Annotated in this window: 19 protein-coding genes; 8 read left to right on the top strand and 11 right to left on the bottom strand. The window is 70.4% G+C overall.

Annotated elements, in window-relative coordinates; genetic code table 11:
- The first annotated feature begins 10 nt into the window (after window positions 1-10).
- Together ASE12_RS17330 and ASE12_RS17325 are read left to right on the top strand one after the other, a co-directional pair.
- Complete coding sequence (locus tag ASE12_RS17330; RefSeq protein WP_056403470.1) at window positions 11-454, top strand: MarR family winged helix-turn-helix transcriptional regulator; 444 nt, start codon at window positions 11-13, stop codon at window positions 452-454.
- Window positions 451-1995, top strand: a complete 1545-nt coding sequence (locus ASE12_RS17325) for an MDR family MFS transporter (RefSeq protein WP_056403467.1) — start codon at window positions 451-453, stop codon at window positions 1993-1995. Before ASE12_RS17330 ends, ASE12_RS17325 begins: the two co-directional genes overlap by 4 nt.
- Here the strand turns inward: ASE12_RS17325 and ASE12_RS17320 are convergent.
- Window positions 1992-2324 (bottom strand): MmcQ/YjbR family DNA-binding protein, encoded by a 333-nt coding sequence (locus ASE12_RS17320; RefSeq protein ID WP_056403464.1) that lies wholly within the window; start codon window positions 2322-2324, stop codon window positions 1992-1994. The two genes, ASE12_RS17325 and ASE12_RS17320, sit on opposite strands and share 4 nt — an antisense overlap.
- A complete protein-coding gene (locus tag ASE12_RS17315) occupies window positions 2321-3424 on the bottom strand; it encodes an AI-2E family transporter (RefSeq protein WP_157413040.1) in 1104 nt (367 codons plus the stop codon). Before ASE12_RS17315 ends, ASE12_RS17320 begins: the two co-directional genes overlap by 4 nt.
- A gap of 74 nt (window positions 3425-3498) precedes the next feature.
- Between ASE12_RS17315 and ASE12_RS17310 the strand changes: the two genes are divergently transcribed.
- Both ASE12_RS17310 and msrA read left to right on the top strand, forming a co-directional pair.
- Window positions 3499-4245 carry an ankyrin repeat domain-containing protein gene (locus ASE12_RS17310; RefSeq protein ID WP_200955047.1) on the top strand — a complete coding sequence of 249 codons (747 nt, stop codon included), beginning with the start codon at window positions 3499-3501 and terminating at the stop codon, window positions 4243-4245.
- Window positions 4246-4276: 31 nt separating this feature from the next.
- Window positions 4277-4912 (top strand): peptide-methionine (S)-S-oxide reductase MsrA, encoded by a 636-nt coding sequence (gene msrA / locus ASE12_RS17305; RefSeq protein ID WP_056403458.1) that lies wholly within the window; start codon window positions 4277-4279, stop codon window positions 4910-4912.
- Between the two features lie 105 nt (window positions 4913-5017).
- On the opposite strand, the gene ASE12_RS17300 is transcribed toward msrA, so the two are convergent.
- From ASE12_RS17300 to ASE12_RS17285, 4 genes are all read right to left on the bottom strand, one after another.
- A complete protein-coding gene (locus ASE12_RS17300; RefSeq protein ID WP_056403453.1) occupies window positions 5018-6352 on the bottom strand; it encodes an adenylate/guanylate cyclase domain-containing protein in 1335 nt (444 codons plus the stop codon).
- Between the two features lie 157 nt (window positions 6353-6509).
- Window positions 6510-9062 carry a DUF4153 domain-containing protein gene (locus tag ASE12_RS17295; RefSeq protein ID WP_056403452.1) on the bottom strand — a complete coding sequence of 851 codons (2553 nt, stop codon included), beginning with the start codon at window positions 9060-9062 and terminating at the stop codon, window positions 6510-6512.
- On the bottom strand, window positions 9059-9748 hold the full coding sequence (locus ASE12_RS17290; RefSeq protein ID WP_056403450.1) for a response regulator transcription factor: 690 nt from the start codon (window positions 9746-9748) through the stop codon (window positions 9059-9061). Before ASE12_RS17290 ends, ASE12_RS17295 begins: the two co-directional genes overlap by 4 nt.
- Before the next feature lie 84 nt (window positions 9749-9832).
- The gene (locus ASE12_RS17285; RefSeq protein ID WP_056403447.1) at window positions 9833-10369 is read right to left on the bottom strand and encodes a cysteine dioxygenase family protein; all 537 of its coding nucleotides are present in this window, start codon (window positions 10367-10369) and stop codon (window positions 9833-9835) included.
- Between the two features lie 74 nt (window positions 10370-10443).
- Between ASE12_RS17285 and ASE12_RS17280 the strand changes: the two genes are divergently transcribed.
- A complete protein-coding gene (locus ASE12_RS17280) occupies window positions 10444-11304 on the top strand; it encodes a LysR family transcriptional regulator (RefSeq protein ID WP_056403443.1) in 861 nt (286 codons plus the stop codon).
- Here the strand turns inward: ASE12_RS17280 and ASE12_RS20155 are convergent.
- Both ASE12_RS20155 and ASE12_RS20150 read right to left on the bottom strand, forming a co-directional pair.
- Complete coding sequence (locus ASE12_RS20155; RefSeq protein WP_157413038.1) at window positions 11293-11448, bottom strand: hypothetical protein; 156 nt, start codon at window positions 11446-11448, stop codon at window positions 11293-11295. The genes ASE12_RS17280 and ASE12_RS20155 overlap by 12 nt on opposite strands.
- Before the next feature lie 30 nt (window positions 11449-11478).
- Complete coding sequence (locus ASE12_RS20150; protein WP_157413037.1) at window positions 11479-11640, bottom strand: hypothetical protein; 162 nt, start codon at window positions 11638-11640, stop codon at window positions 11479-11481.
- Between the two features lie 116 nt (window positions 11641-11756).
- Between ASE12_RS20150 and ASE12_RS17275 the strand changes: the two genes are divergently transcribed.
- Window positions 11757-11978 carry a hypothetical protein gene (locus ASE12_RS17275; protein WP_056403440.1) on the top strand — a complete coding sequence of 74 codons (222 nt, stop codon included), beginning with the start codon at window positions 11757-11759 and terminating at the stop codon, window positions 11976-11978.
- A gap of 20 nt (window positions 11979-11998) precedes the next feature.
- Window positions 11999-12550, top strand: a complete 552-nt coding sequence (locus tag ASE12_RS17270) for a mismatch-specific DNA-glycosylase (protein WP_056403436.1) — start codon at window positions 11999-12001, stop codon at window positions 12548-12550.
- Here the strand turns inward: ASE12_RS17270 and ASE12_RS17265 are convergent.
- Genes ASE12_RS17265 through ASE12_RS17255 form a run of 3 tightly spaced genes read right to left on the bottom strand, consistent with a single transcriptional unit; the run spans window position 12514 to window position 14390 of the window.
- Window positions 12514-13128 (bottom strand): TIGR03086 family metal-binding protein, encoded by a 615-nt coding sequence (locus ASE12_RS17265; protein ID WP_056403433.1) that lies wholly within the window; start codon window positions 13126-13128, stop codon window positions 12514-12516. The genes ASE12_RS17270 and ASE12_RS17265 overlap by 37 nt on opposite strands.
- Before the next feature lie 57 nt (window positions 13129-13185).
- On the bottom strand, window positions 13186-13986 hold the full coding sequence (locus ASE12_RS17260) for an SDR family oxidoreductase (RefSeq protein ID WP_056403430.1): 801 nt from the start codon (window positions 13984-13986) through the stop codon (window positions 13186-13188).
- A 38-nt stretch (window positions 13987-14024) separates the two neighbouring features.
- Entirely contained in the window at window positions 14025-14390 is a 366-nt protein-coding gene (locus ASE12_RS17255) for a helix-turn-helix domain-containing protein (protein ID WP_056403426.1), read from the bottom strand.
- 111 nt (window positions 14391-14501) lie between these two features.
- Between ASE12_RS17255 and ASE12_RS17250 the strand changes: the two genes are divergently transcribed.
- Entirely contained in the window at window positions 14502-15353 is an 852-nt protein-coding gene (locus tag ASE12_RS17250; protein WP_056403424.1) for an SDR family oxidoreductase, read from the top strand.
- Window positions 15354-15375 lie beyond the last annotated feature (22 nt).

Below are 15375 nucleotides of genomic sequence, written 5' to 3'. Positions count from 1 at the left end.
TGGTTGCAGCATGCAAACACAGACCCCGGAGGTCGGCGCGACGGCTGAGGACGCCCTCATGCAGCTGATGATGGCGGTCGGCCGGCGGTTCCGCTCGCGCATCGACGGCGACGGCGTGGACCCGTCGCAGGCCGCGCTGCTCTACACGCTGAAGTGCCGCGGCGCGATGCGGCTCGGCGACATCGCCGAGGTCATGCAGCTCGACGCCTCGACCGTCAGTCGCCACGTCCAGCAGCTCGGTGACCGCGGATTCATCGAGCGCGAGCCCGATCCGGTCGACGGGCGGGCCCGCATCATCGCCCTGTCGAGCACCGGGGCCGCCACCCTCAAGAAGACCTTCGACCAACGACGCGCCTTCCTCACTGCGGCCCTCGCGGACTGGGACGACGCCGACCGCGAACGCCTGCGCCACGACCTGACCCGCCTCACTGCCTCACTCGGAGCCACTTCATGACCGACGCAACACCTGCAACCGTCACACCCACCTACCTCTCGCACCGCCAGATCCTGGTGATCCTCGGCGGCCTCATGACCGGCATGTTCCTCGCCGCGCTCGACCAGAGCATCGTGGGCACCGCACTCCCCCGCATCACGTCGGACCTCAACGGGCTCGACAAGCTCAGCTGGGTCGTCACGGCGTACCTCCTCGCGTCGACCTCCTCGACTCCCCTGTGGGGCAAGATCTCCGACCTCTACGGCCGCCGGCTGATCTTCCAGATCGCGATCGTCACGTTCGTGGTCGGCTCCCTGCTGTGCGGCTTCTCGCGCAACATCGAGGAGCTCATCGGCTTCCGTGCGCTGCAGGGCGTCGGCGGTGGCGGGCTGATGGCCCTCGCGTTCGCGACGATCGGCGACGTCATCCCGCCCCGCGAGCGTGGCCGCTACATGGGCTACATGGGCGCCGTCTTCGGCACCTCGAGCGTCGCCGGCCCGCTGCTCGGCGGCTGGCTCGCCGACGGACCCGGCTGGCGCTGGATCTTCTGGCTCAACGTGCCGATCGGCATCGTCGCGCTCGTCGTCACCTCGTACGCGCTGAAGCTGCCGCACACCCGCCGCGAGCACGTCATCGACTGGCTCGGCGCCTCGGTGCTGGTCAGCGGCGTCTCCTCGATGCTGCTGTACGTCTCGTGGGCCGGACCGGACCACGGCTGGGGCTCGCGCCTCGGACTCGGCCTGCTCGCCGGTGCGATCGTGCTGACCGCGCTGTTCATCCTGGTCGAGCTGCGGGCCGCCGAGCCGATCATCCCGATGGAGCTGTTCCGCGGCTCGATCTTCCGCACGACCAACGCGATGTCGGTCGTCATGGGCATGTCGATGTTCGGCGCGATCATCTTCGTCCCGCTCTACCTGCAGATCGTCATGGGCATGTCGCCGACCAGGTCGGGCCTGGGCATGCTGCCGATGGTCACCGGCCTGTTCTGCACGTCGATCCCGTCGGGCAACTGGGTGACCCGCACCGGCCGCTACCGGCCGCTGCCGATCGCCAGCACCGTCGTGGTGTTCGTCGCCCTCCTGGTGCTGTCGACCGCCGACGCCGACAGCCCCTACTGGCGCATCGGCCTCGGCATGTTCATCCTGGGTGCCGGGCTCGGCCTGACGATGCAGCTCCTCACGGTGATCGTGCAGAACTCGGTCGACCCCCGCCACATGGGCATCGCGACGTCGACGATCACGTTCTTCCGTACGCTCGGTGGCGCGTTCGGCGCGGCGATCTTCGGCGCGGTGCTCAACACCCGGCTGACGCATCACCTCGCGGCGACCGTCGGCACCGGCGGCGATGCGCCCAAGATCAACACGAACGACGCCTCGGCGATCCACGCCCTGCCCCAGCCGTTGCAGTCCAAGGTCATCGAGGCGTTCGCCGACTCGCTGCACGACGTGTTCCTCGCGGCGCTGCCGATCGTGACGATCGCCTTCGTGTTCGCCTTGCTGATCAAGGAGATCCCGCTGCGGACGCGCGACACCCCGGTGCCGGCGGAGGCGACCGAGCTCTAGGGCCGGTCGCGGGCGGGGAGGTTGTCGACCACCAGGTCGTACGAGTCCTCGACCAGCTCCTCGACGAGGCCGGGCGGCAGCGCGCCGCCGACCTGCACGGTGATCCAGTGCTTCTTGTTCATGTGATAGCCGCGGGTCACCGCGTCGTACGTGTCGACGAGTCCGGTCACCTCCTCGGGCTCGGCCTTGAGGGTGACGTGGGTCGGTGACTCGGCAGCGGTGATCGCGAAGACCTTGCCGCCGACCTTGAACACCGCCGTCTCCTCGCCGAACGGGAACGTCATCGATGCTCCGGGCAGCGCCAGGCACACCGCGTGGATGTCGGTCATGCGAGTCCGGGCAGGGCTTCGCCGCCGTCGTCGGGTGGCTCGTCGTCGAACTGCTCGGCGACCGTGGCGAGGTGCCGCACGACGCCGTTGAGGCACGCCGCCAGCGGCACCGCGATGAGCGCGCCGACGATCCCTGCGACGACGACGCCGGCCGCGATGGCGAAGATGATCGCGAGCGGGTGCACCGCCACGAGCCGGCCCATGAGGAACGGCTGGAGCACGTGCGACTCGATCTGCTGGATGATGATCACGACGATGAGCATGAACAGGGCCGTCCACGGCCCCTGCGCGACGAGGGCCACGAGGACCGCGACCATGCCCGACAGCAGCGCACCGATGATCGGGATGAACGCACCGAGGAACACCAGCACGCCGATCGCGAACGTCAGCGGCACCCCGAGCACCCACGCACCGAACGCGATGCCCAGCGCGTCGGTCAGCGCGACGATGACGGTCGCGCGTACGAACGCCGTCAGCGACGCCCACGCGGTGTGACCCGACGAGTTGACCCGTTCACGCGCCGCGCGGGGGAACAGCGCGACGACCCAGCTCCAGATGCGGTTGCCCTCGTAGAGGAAGAAGAACGTCGAGAACAGTGCGATGAAGAACCCGGCGAACAGGTGGGTCAGCGTCGTGCCCACCTCGCTGACGCGGGTGATCACCGAGGTGTCGCTCGACTGGATCGACTCCTTGGCGTTGTCGATCCAGGTCTGGATCTGGTCGTCGCTGAGCTTGAGCGGGCCGGTCTTGGCCCAGTCCTGGATCTTGGAGATGCCGTCGACGACGCTCGAGCGCAGGTCGGTCGCCTGGGTCGCGAGCTGCTGGCCGACGAGCGTCAGCATGCCGAAGAACGCGACGAGCAGCGCGATGACGACGATGAACGTGGCGGCGAGGCGTGGCACGCGATGCGCCTCGAGCCAGTCGACACCGCTGACCGTCAGCGCCGTGACGAGCACCGCCACGGCGATCGGCACCGTGATCTCGGAGAAGTAGCGCAGGAAGAACACGCCCAGCAGCACGGCCGACGCGATCACCAGGATGCGCCAGGCCCACTGGGTGGCGATCTCCATGCCGATCGGCACCTGGTAGCGCTCCCTCACGACCCACACCTCATGCGGAGGAGCCTAGGCCATGCCGTGCGGAACCTCGCGGCGCTCCGAGGAGTTGAACCGGCGTGAACAAGGTCCTGGCCGCGGCGCCCGTGGTGGTCGCGCTGGCGGTGACCGCGTGCTCGTCGTCGCGTCCCTCGCCGGAGCCCGCGCACCCGGCCACGTCCCACTCGATCTCGACGCCGACACCCACCCCCAATCCGTACGCTGCGCTCTCCAAAGCCGAGCAGGGCCGACGCCTGCTGTCGGCCGTGACGAAGGGCCGGGCCACCGAGGTCGGCCAGCTGCTCGAGGCAGGCGCGGACACCGAGGTCCGCGATGCGCGGGACCGCACCCCGCTCCTGCTGGCTGTGACGCACGATCGCGTCGCGGCCGCTCGCGCGCTGATCGCCGCCGGTGCCGATCCGGATGCCTTGGACGATCGTCACGACACCCCGTGGCTCGTCACCGGCGTCACCGGCAGCGTCGCGATGGCCGAGGTCGTCCTGGCGGCGGACCCGGACCTCACGATCCGCAACCGGTTCGGCGGGCTGTCGCACATACCGGCGAGCGAACGCGGCCACGCGGACTACGTGGCGTACGTGCTGGACCACACCGACATCGCCGTCGACCACGTCAACGACCTGGGCTGGACGGCCCTGCTCGAGGCCGTGATCCTCGGCAAGGGAACAAGACCGTGGCAGCGCATTGTTGAGTCATTGGTCGACCACGGTGCGGACGTGTCGATCGCCGATCGCGCCGGCGTGACTCCCCTGGAGCATGCACGGCGTCACGGCTTCGTCACGATCGCTCGAATCCTCGAGCGGGCGTGAATCCGTAGACTCGACACGAGAGGTGGAACGCATGATCTTCAACCGCAGCAAGTCAGAGCTCCCCGGCGCCGAGAGCGCCCTCCCCGGCCGTGAAGGCCGTCCCTACCAGGTCGGCGGCACGCACCTCACGCTCGGCAATCCCGTCGAGACCCAGGCACCCGAAGGATTCGGTGTCGCGGTGTTCGGCCTCGGTTGCTTCTGGGGCGAGGAGAAGACGTTCTGGGAGGTTCCCGGCGTCTGGTCGACGTCCGTCGGGTACGCCGGCGGCGTCACACCGAACCCCACGTACGAAGAGGTGTGCACGGGTCGCACGGGGCACGCCGAGGTCGTACGGGTGATCTTCGACCCGGCCAAGGTGACGTACGAGGACCTGCTCAAGGTGTTCTGGGAGAACCACGACCCGACGCAGGGCATGCGCCAGGGCAACGACCGCGGCACGCAGTACCGCTCGGTGATCCTGACCACGACCCCCGAGCAGCAGGCCCAGGCCGAGGCGTCCCGCGAGGCCTACCAGGTACGGATGACGGAGGCCGGCTACGGCGAGATCACCACGTCGATCCTGCCTCTGGAGACGTACTACTACGCCGAGGACTACCACCAGCAGTACCTGGTCAAGAACCCCTTCGGCTACTGCCCGCTGCACGCCACCGGTGTCTCGTACGCCTGATGTTGCTGCGGGAGCGGTGACTCAGGTCGTACCCGCGAGGTTGCGGTTCGACCTGACTCACCGCTGCCTGGCCTGAAACCTCGGCGTCTCACCCGCCTGTTGGGCTCAGCCTCCCGCACCTGACGGGGAGTAGACCGGCACCGGGTAGTGCACGCCCTTGCACTGGACCTCGCCGACCGGCTCGCACGAGATGCGGTCCTTGACGAGGTGCCAGCAGTAGTCGCTCAGCAGGATCCGTCCCGGCTCGCACTGCGCCTGGAGGCGGGCCGCGATGTTGGTGTGCAGCCCGATCGCGGTGTACGTCATCCGCCCCTCGGAGCCGAAGCTGCCGACGCTCAGGACACCGGTGTCGATGCCGATCCGCATCCGCATCGGCCCGCTGACACCGAGCCGTCGCCACTGCCCGTTGAGGGCCGGGAGACCGTCCTGCATCGCCTGGGCCGCCAGCACCGCGCTCGACGCCTGTTCCTCGACGTCCATCTCGTCGGGCGCCCCGAACAGGGCCATCAGGCCGTCGCCCGCGAACTCGTTCACCAGACCGCCGTGCTCGTCGACGAGCTGGCTCATGGTGGTCATGTAGTCGTTGACCACCTGCGTCAGGATCTCGGCCTCGACCCGGTCCGCGAGATCGGTGAACCCCACCAGGTCGGCGAACAGCACCGTGACCCGTCGCCGGGTGGGCACGTCGATGCCGACGGTGTCCCCGCTGACGATGTGCTCGAACACGGGGCGCGGGACGTAGCGGCGGATGGTCTCCCTGCTGTGGCGCAGCTCCCGCTGCTGTGCGTCGATGATCTGGTCCTTGCAGAACGCCCGACGCTCGACGATCTCGATGACGACGCAGACCATGAGGCATCCCAAATAGGCGATCCACTCCGCAGCAGCCAGCGACGCGGACTCGACGCCGTTGAGCTCCCCGTCGTTGTAGTTCTGGAGCAGTTGGTACGAGCCGAACGCCGCATACGGCGTCACGGCAGCCATGGCCACCCCGGGCGGGATGCGGAAGATGCCGTAGCCGAAGAACATGACGACGAGCAGGCCCGCGATCATGACCCCGGCCCGCGTCTGGGTCACCTCGCCGGCGAGCGCGACCTCCGAGGTCAGCCACACGACCAGGAAGCCGGCCAGGCAGTTCGCAGCGGCGGCCAGCGGCATCACCGTACGGCGCAGCCTGGGCGGCACGGTCAGCCAGGTGAGCACGAGGAGCAGGAGGATCCAGCCGACGACCCAACCCGCGGCGCGGTGGGCGGCATGGGGATCCAGGAAGATCATGGCGATCAGCAGCAGGATCCAGCTCGGCGCCGAACCGATGTAGCCGATCCGGACGAACGGCGTCACGGTGTCGATCCGCCAACGCCGGTAGGCCCGTTCGGTGTCGCGGCTCTCGAAACGCAGTCCCCCGAGGAGCAACGCGTGGGCGGGATCGCGTGTCCGGGTCATACCGTCCCCTGCTCGGTCGCCCCGAAAAGATCACGGGCTTCCTTGACCGGCAGTCGCTGGCCAGGGTGCCGCCCGCGCTCCTTCCCACCTCCATGAAAGCAGCCAATCGGCGATACGTCATGCCCTTTCAGGGTTATCGGCTGTCACACACCCCGTCTCAGTTGTTGGTCTGGCCGGGGCAGGCCGGATCCTGCTGCCACTCCCCGGCATGGTCGGCGATCGCGGAGCGGGCCCGCGAGCGGCCGAGGTTCCACTCGAGCCAGTCGTCGTGCGTACGACCGTCCAGCGAGACCGCGCACTCGACGAGGTCCGGGGGCAGCGTCGCCAGGACGGGGAGCGCGTCGTCGGACAGCGATCGGAGGTACGTCCAGTCGACCTTGCCGCTGGTCTCGTAGCGATCGATGTTGTGCCGCGCGACCCACGCATCGGGGTTGATCGCGGCCAGGCCGACCAGCAGCACCACCCCGCTGAACAGGGCGAAGCGCGGCAGCCACACCGCCCGCAGCGCCACGCCACCGGCGAGGGTCGCCACCACCAGGATGCCGAGCCAACCCTCGAACACGTCGACGAGCAGCCGCAGGCCGGTGAACCCGTACGCGTCCTGATAGACGTGCATCCGGTGGAGCGCCGACGCCACGACGACCAGCGTCAGGCCGCACAGCAAGCCGAGCGACCCGCGGATCCACGCCCTGTCGGCCGGTGTCTCGCGCGGCGCCTTGCGCGACGCTGCCCAGACGACCAGCAGCGTGAGGGCGGTCGCGACGGTGAGCTGGCCGAATCCTTGGTGCACGTACTCGGCATAGGTCAGCCCGGTCGTACGCCTGAGGTAGTCGTGGCCGCCGAAGATGACCGCAGCCTGCGCGATCAGGAACACCGCGAACACCGCGTCGACCACCAGCACCGGCGCGAGCCACTCGAACCGGTGCGCGACCGGACGCGGCGCCCGCTCGGCACGATTGACCTCGGGGGGGTTCAGGCCGAGGTACGCACCGGCGAGCACGACCCCGCCGACGAAGAACGCGACGAAGGCGCGCAGCGCGAACTCGGCCGAACCGACGTTGGGCACGACGGCGCCGACCCACTCGGCGAACAGCGGGTCCGCCGAGGCGAACAGCAGGGCGAACACCGTGACGCCGACGACCGAGAGGACGGCCGTACGCACGAGAGCCGCGCCGCCGCCCATGCCCGTGATGCGCCGAAGCGTGCGGCCGAGCCACGGCATGCCCCGCAGTCCGGCGAGCGGCCAGGCGATCCCGGCGAGCACGAACGACAGGAAGGTGCGACCCCGCACCAGCCCGATGATGCACAGGCCGGCGCCGGCGAGCAGGCACAGCATGACGATCCACTCCGCGTCCCGCAGCAGCACGACCACCGACAGCAGCCCACAGAGCCCGGCGCACGCCAGGGTGAACGGATCCCGCCGGTTGCGGCTCGTGCCGAGCAGCAGCGCACCAGCGGCGAGGAGCACGAGGAACACGCCGAGGCCGTGGTCACGGAACGGGATGATCGCTCCCGCGAGCACGCCGACGCCGAGCGCGCCGAGCAGAACGCGCACGTTGCCCGGCACGCCGTCATCGGGCCAGAAGTCGCCGAACGTGCTGTCCGTCAGCGACGGCAGGGCCGGTTGCGGGTAATGGGGATAGGCCGGCGGGCCCATCGGTGCAGCGGTCGACTCGGTCATCGGGCTCTCCTTCGTACGCATGAGGGTGGGGTTGAGCGGGAGGTCGGCCAGGACGCGTGCGCCCGACTCCCCGGGCTCGGGGTTCGCGAAGCCGATCGTTCCGCCGTGCAGGTCGGTGACCCAGCGGGCGATCGCCAGGCCGAGGCCGGTGCCGCCGCCTCCGTCGACCTCCGAGAGCGTCCCGAAGCGTTCGAAGGCGCGTTCGCGGTGCACCGGCGCGACGCCCGGGCCCTGGTCGGCGACCACCAGGTGCCAGTGGTCGCCGAAGACATCGGCGCGAACCGTCACGGTGCTGCCGGGTGGGCTGTGCCGCGAGGCGTTGTCCAGGAGGTTGGCGACGAGCTGCCGGAGGCGGGCGGGGTCACCCTGCACCACGAGCTCGGGCGGGTTGACCTGCACGGCGAAGGTCACGTCACGGTCGCTGACCCGCAGCTCCGTGACGGCGGCCACCAGCAGCGGTGCCACCTCGACGTCCTGCAGCTCCAGCGGCGCCTTGCCGGCGTCGACGCGTGACAGGTCGAGTAGGTCGGTGACCAGGGCGGTCATCCGTTCGCCCTGGTCGAGCGCGGCGCGCAGGGTCTCCGGATCGGGCTCGGCGACACCGTCGGCGAGGTTCTCCAGCAGGGCGCACAGCGCAGCCAGCGGCGTGCGGAGCTCGTGGCTGACGTTGGCCACCAGCTCGCGGCGCTGCCGGTCGACGCCGGCCAGCTCATCGGCCATGCGGTTGAAGGCACGAGCCAGCTCGCCGACCTCGTCGCGGGACGTCGCCGACACGCGCACGGCGTGGTCCCCCGTCGCCATGCGCTTGGCCGCGGCGGTCATCTCGCGCAGCGGCGACGTCATCCCGACGGCAAGCAGCTGGGTGACGGCGAGTGCGAGGGCGATCGTGACGGGGATGCTGAGCCAGATCGGCACGCCACCGGCCGAGCCGATCGTCGCGACGATCGAGGCCACGGCGACGCTCGCAGCGACGAGCAAGCCGAGCTTGACCTTGACCGACTGGACCTGGTCGAGCGGACGGGTGGTCATCGGTCGGCCCCGGGCTCGAGGGCGTAGCCGACGCCGTGGACCGTGCGCACGCGCTCGGCGCCGATCTTGGCGCGCAGCGCCTTGACGTGGCTGTCGACCGTACGCGTGCCCGAGGCGTCGGACCAGCCCCAGACCTCGGCGAGCAGGTGCTCGCGGGTGAGGACGACACCGGGGCTCGCCGCGAGGCACAGCAGCAGGTCGAACTCGGTCGGCGTCAGGTGCACCTCGTCGTCGGCCGTCCACACCCGCCGGGCACCCGGGTCGATGCACAGGTCACCGAGGTCGGCGATGCCCTGGCCGGCCAGCTCGGCCGCCCGGTCGACCCGGCGCAGCAGGGCCGCGACCCGCGCCACGAGCTCGCGCATCCTGAACGGCTTGGTGACGTAGTCGTCCGCGCCGACCGCCAGCCCGACGAGGATGTCGGCCTCGTCGTCGCGAGCGGTCAGCATCAGGACCGGCACGGGTCGCACGGCCTGGATGCGCCGGCAGACCTCGTGCCCGTCGAAGCCCGGCAACATGACGTCGAGCACCACCAGGTCCGGCTCGTGCGTGCTGAACGCCTCGACGGCGCCAGGCCCGTCCCAGGCGCGGACGACGTCGTAGCCCTCGGCGACCAGCCGGTCGGTGACCGCTCCGTTGATGATGGGCTCGTCCTCGACGACGAGGATGCGACGGGGTGCGGTCATGCCCTCAGCGTAGGAGCGCCGTTGGTCGGAAATCGGGGTCGACTCGTGAAGATCCTGTGCAGGTTGTCAGGGCGTACGGGCTGGTCAGCTCACCGGCAGGTCGTACTCCCGCCGCACGCTCGCACCCTCGGCGCCCAGGTCGGCGCCATAGACGTGCAGGGAGATCGCCGTGACGTCGCCGGTGTTGTGCACGCGGTGGATGTCGCCAGGCGGGGCGAATCCGCTGGCGTCGCCGACACCGTTCGCCGCCCGGCCGATCTCGGTCAGGTGGTCGCCGTGGTCCCGGTAGAGGGTCTCGTACTCGACCCCCTGCAGGACCACGAACGCGCACCAGGCCAGGTGGTCGTGGATCGCGGTGAGCTGTCCGGGCTGCCACACCACGGCCTTGACCGAGAACGCCGACTCGGTGTGGAGCACGTGGCTCACGAGCTCGTCCGGGGCGCCGAGGCGCTCCTCGGGCGTGAGCAGCTCGACGCCGGGGGTGTGCTCCCTCAGGACGTCGGCCACCGCCAACGCCGTACGCCGCGGATCGAGGCCGCGACTGGTCTGGGCCCGGATGCCGTCCAGGAGCTCGGGCAGGCCCACCCGGGCCTGCTGTGTCGGGGATGTCGTGGAGTTCATGACTTCAGCATGCGTCCGCTGATTCATCACGTCTAATGCCAGTTTGATGGCAAAAACATCGATAGAGTTGATGAATGCTCGACCTCAACCGGCTCCGCGTGCTGGCCGCCGTCGCCCGGCACGGCTCGGTCACCGCGGCCGCCGCCGAGCTCCACTACTCGCAGCCGTCGGTCAGCCACCACCTCGCCCGGCTCGAGGCCGAGACCGGAGCGCAGCTGTTCCAGCGCGCCGGCCGCGGCATCAAGCTGACCGAGGCCGGGCTCGTCCTGGCCGAGCGGGCCACCGAGATCCTGGGCCGCGTGGAGTCCGCGTCGGCCGAGCTCGAGGCCCACGTCGGGCTGAGCGCCGGCCGGGTCCGGGTCGCGGTCTTCGGCTCCGCGCTCGTCGCCCTCATGCCGGAGGCGTCCGCCGAGCTGGCCGCCAGACACCCCGGGTTGCGGCTCGACCTGGTCGACACGCACCCGCCCGAGGCCATGGCCATGCTGCGCGCCGGCGAGGTCGACGTGGCCGTCGTGTTCCGCTACGACGAGACCGAGCCCGATCCCCCCGGCATCCGGTTGACCCATCTGGTGGACGACCCGACGTTCCTCCTCACGACGGACGACCGCGACACCATCGCGCAGCACCGGGACGGCCGCTGGGTCGCCGGCTGCGTCCGCTGCCGGGCCCATCTGGTGGAGCTGTGCGATCGCGAGGGCTTCGAGCCAGAGGTCGCCTTCACCACCGACGACATGGTCGGGATCCAGGCGCTCGTCGCGTCCGGCATGGGAGTCGCGACGATCCCCGGGCTCGCCCTACGAGGGCACCGCAACCCGGCCGTCAACGCGTACGAGGTGCCGGGCGCACCGCGGCACGTCTACGCGGCGACGTACGGCGAGCCGCCCGACCCGCCACCGACGGCTGCGCTGCTCGACGTGCTGACGTCACTCGCCTGAGGTCTCGTACGCGTCGCGCATGCGCAGGTCACGGCGCGGGTCGGCGACGGTGCAGCAGGCCGACATGCGGACCCGGCCGGTGAGCGCACCGACGACCAGGAAGGTGAGGAAGCCGATGGCGAGCGCACCGATCACGTAGGGCATCGCGGGTCCTCTCGGGCTGGTCCGCCAAGCCTAGCGCTGGGGGGTGGTCTCCGGGTCCGACACCGGATGGGTGAACGGCTCCGAGCCCGGACCGGGTTCACCGTCGGGCTCTGCGGGAGTCGGGGCTCCGGGGTCGAGGCTCGGCTCACCGTCCGGAGGCGTCGAGACCGGATCGTCGGGGATCGTGGTCATGAGGTGCTCCTCTCGTCGCCCACGGCGTACCCCTCGGCACCTGCGCATACGCGCCACCGCGCATACGCCGCACACCGGCGGGTACGCCTCGGGAGTCACCGACCCCAGGAGGAGACATGACCGTCCCGCCCACAGGACCGGACCCCGACCTCGGCGTCCCCGGCGACGTCCCGGAGGTGCCGAACCCGGACGTGCCCGACGAGCCGGGCGATGCCGCCGATCTGGTGCCCGACGGCGACCGCGCCGCCCAGGCGGAGAGCGCATGGCCCGATGACGACGACCAGGGCATCGTCCCGGACGCGGACCGCGTCGTCCCCGGTCTCGACGACGACGTGTGAGCCCCTGCTAGTTTCGCGCGATGGGCTACACCCGCGAGGAATTGCTCTCGTACGCCGGTCGCACGATCCCGGACCTGGTCGGCGACGGCCTCCGACTGCTGTTCGTCGGCATCAACCCGGGCCTGATGAGCGCGGCGACCGGGCTGCACTTCGCCCGGGCGGGCAACCGCTTCTACCCTGCGCTGCGGCTCGCCGGCATCCTCCCGGCCGACGTCATGACGCCCGAGGCGGCCAGACCCGTCCTGGTGAGCCGGGGCGTCGGCATCACCAACATCGTCGCGCGGGCATCGGCGCGCGCCAATGAGCTCGACACCGCGGAGCTCGTGGCGGGTCGATCACGGCTCGAGGCGTTCGTGGACGAGCACCGGCCACGCGTGGTGGCGATCGCGGGCATCACGTCGTACCGCATCGCGTTCGGGCGCAAGGCGGCCCGGGCCGGCCGGCAGGACGAGACGCTCGGCAGCGCCCAGTTGTGGATCGTGCCCAACCCCAGCGGGCTGAACGCGCACGAGACCGTGGAGTCGCTCGCCGCGGCCTATCGCGAGGCGGCAGTCGCCGCCGGCGTCGTCTGACCCGGCACGTCCGGCCAGTGCGGGTGGCGCCCAGACAGTCCGATGGCGCGGTGCAGCAGCGGCGCGGTCTCGGGCACCGCGACGACGGGTCCGAAGATCGGCGAGGGCGCACCGTCGGCTCGCGACTCGGCCAGGAACGCGTGCACCGCGGCGCTCGCCTCGTCACCCGGGTCGAAGTCCTGCCCGGTGGCTCGCGCCAGGTCCCAACCGTGCACGACGACCTCGTTGAGGGCGACGAGCCCTGCGACGTCACCGGGAAGGGTGACGCCTCCAGCCTCGGTCGTGCCCGTCCACGCCTCCGGCTCACGCCACGCCAGCCCGAGCGCGTTGAGGTACTCCGGCGTCGACTCGCGCCAGTCCTCGGGCAACGGGTTGGCCTGGGGCTGGCCGCCGGTCAACGGCCCGAGATCCTTGCGGGCGGTCGCGGTGAAGACCTGCGCCAGGCCGTGGATGTGCGTGATCATCCCGGCGACGGTGTAGTCCGGGCACGGCGTCGGCCCAGCCAGGTGCTCGTCGCGTACGTCGTGCAGCAGGTCGGCGACGGCCCACGCGGCGGGGGCAAGGTCAGGTCGGGTCATGTCGGCTCCTCGAAAAGTGTTCCTAATAGGAACATAGCGCACGGGCCCGACACACCGTCACCGCTTGTCGCGCTGGCCCTCGACCATCGACTTGGAGACCTTCTCGCCGCCGCCGAGCTTCTGCAGCGTCGCGGAGATCGTCGGGAACGAGGCACCGAACGAGGCTCCAGCGCGCAGCTCGATCGGAGCCACCACGACCTCGGCGCTGTCGTGCCGGATCGCCCTGACGACCTTGCGGGCGACCGCCTCCGGCGTGACGGTCCGCAGACCCTTGGGCAGCGTGCCGCCGGACTCGACGAACATCCCGGCATCGCGTACGAAGCCGGGCTCGACGAGGGACAGGCCGACCCCGTGCCGCGCGAGGTCCTGCCGGAAGCCGAGCGAGAAGCCGCGCAGCCCGAACTTGGTCGCGTTGTACATCGCCGCGTCCGCGGAGGCGATCTTGCCGGACACCGACCCGATCATCACGATGTGTCCCCGCCCGCGGGCGACCATGGCCTCGGCCGAGTCGCGAGCCATCAGGATCGGCGCCTCCAGGTTGACGGTGATGCTGCGGAGGATCTGCTCGTGCGAGTACTCGAGCACGTCACCCGATCCGGGCAGTGCGGCATTCGCGACCAGGATGTCGACGTCACCTGCCTCCGCGAGGAGTCGGCTGACCTCGGCGAGGTCGGAGAGATCGGCTGCGATCGCGGTGGCACCGAGCTCGGCGGCCAGCGGCTCCAGCACCTCGAGCCGGCGCCCCGTGAGCACGAGGTCGGCACCTTCGGCGGCCAGCGCCCGGGCGATCGCCTGACCGATGCCGCCGGTCGCGCCGGTGACGAGCGCGCGGGCTCCGCGGATCTCGAACCTGGGCATGGCTGGTCCTCTCGACGTCGTGCACCGAGAGTAGTGCGTCAGGCCGACGTGGCCTTGGCCTGCATGACGTCGGGCATCACGGCGTACAGCGCGAGGATCAGGTCCTTGACGGCCACGGCGACCTGTTCGCCGTTGGGCGTCAGCCGGTAGTCGACGTGCGGCGGCAGCGTGGACTTCACGTGCCGCTCGACGAGCCCGTCGGCCTCCAACGCCTTGAGGGTCTGCGACAGCATCTTGTCGCTGACGCCGTCGACGCAGCGGCGCAGCTCGCCGAACCTCGCCGGCTCAGGGCTCAGCGCCGCCAGCGTCAGGGAACCCCACCGGCTCGTGACGTGCTCGAGCACATCGCGTGACGGGCATGCGCCACTGAACACGTCGAACGGGCGTCGCGGGTCTTCAGCCATGGTCGTCCTCCTGTATCCCTCATACTAGCAGTTCGTTAGTGCTAACCCTGAGTTTGTGCTTTCGTTTGGTTAGTGTACGTTCGAGACACCGCCAACCACGAAGGAATCACCATGACCATTGCCGTCACCGCCGCCACCGGCCAGCTGGGCACGCTCGTCGTCGACGCGCTGCTCGAGCGCACGACCCCCGACCAGGTCGTCGCGGTAGTCCGCGACGCCGCCAAGGCCGAGCCCCTGGCCGCCAAGGGTGTCGCCGTACGCGTCGCGAGCTACGAAGACCCGGCCGCCCTCAAGGACGCGCTCGCCGGCGTCGACCAGGTGCTGCTGATCTCCGGCAGCGAGTTCGGCCAGCGTGCGGTGCAGCACCGCAACGTGATCGACGCCGCGATCGCCAACGGCGTGTCGCGCCTCGTCTACACGAGCGCGCCGAAGGCCGACACCTCCACGCTGCCGGTCGTGCCGGAGCACCTCGCCACCGAGCAGTACCTCGCCACCGCCGGCATCGACCACGTCCTGCTGCGCAACAACTGGTACAACGAGAACTACGGCCAGACGCTCGAGACCGCCCGCCAGACCGGATCGGTCCTGACGAGTGCCGGCGACGGCCTCGTCGCCAGCGCCGCTCGCGCCGACTACGCCGAGGCTGCCGCCGTCGTGCTGACGACCAAGGACCCCGTCAAGCAGGTCCACGAGCTGGCCGGCGACGTCGCCTGGAGCCAGGACGAGCTCGCCGCTGCGCTCAGCGAGGTGCTCGGCACCACCATCACGGTCAGCCAGGTCAGCACTGAGCAGCAGGCCGCGATCCTGGTCGGGGCCGGTCTCGACGAAGGCACCGCGGGCTTCGTCGCGGCGATCGACACGGCCACCGCCCGGGGCGAGCTCGCCCTCACGAACGGCGACCTGCGCGCGCTCATCGGTCGGCCGACGACACCGCTCGTCGAGTCGCTCCGCGCCCTCGCCTGACAGATTCCGAGACGAATCGCCG

It is taken from the genome of Aeromicrobium sp. Root236, from assembly GCF_001428805.1.
In the GTDB taxonomy this organism is placed as follows: Bacteria; Actinomycetota; Actinomycetes; order Propionibacteriales; family Nocardioidaceae; genus Aeromicrobium.
This window is presented reverse-complemented; position numbering and strand designations above follow the sequence as displayed.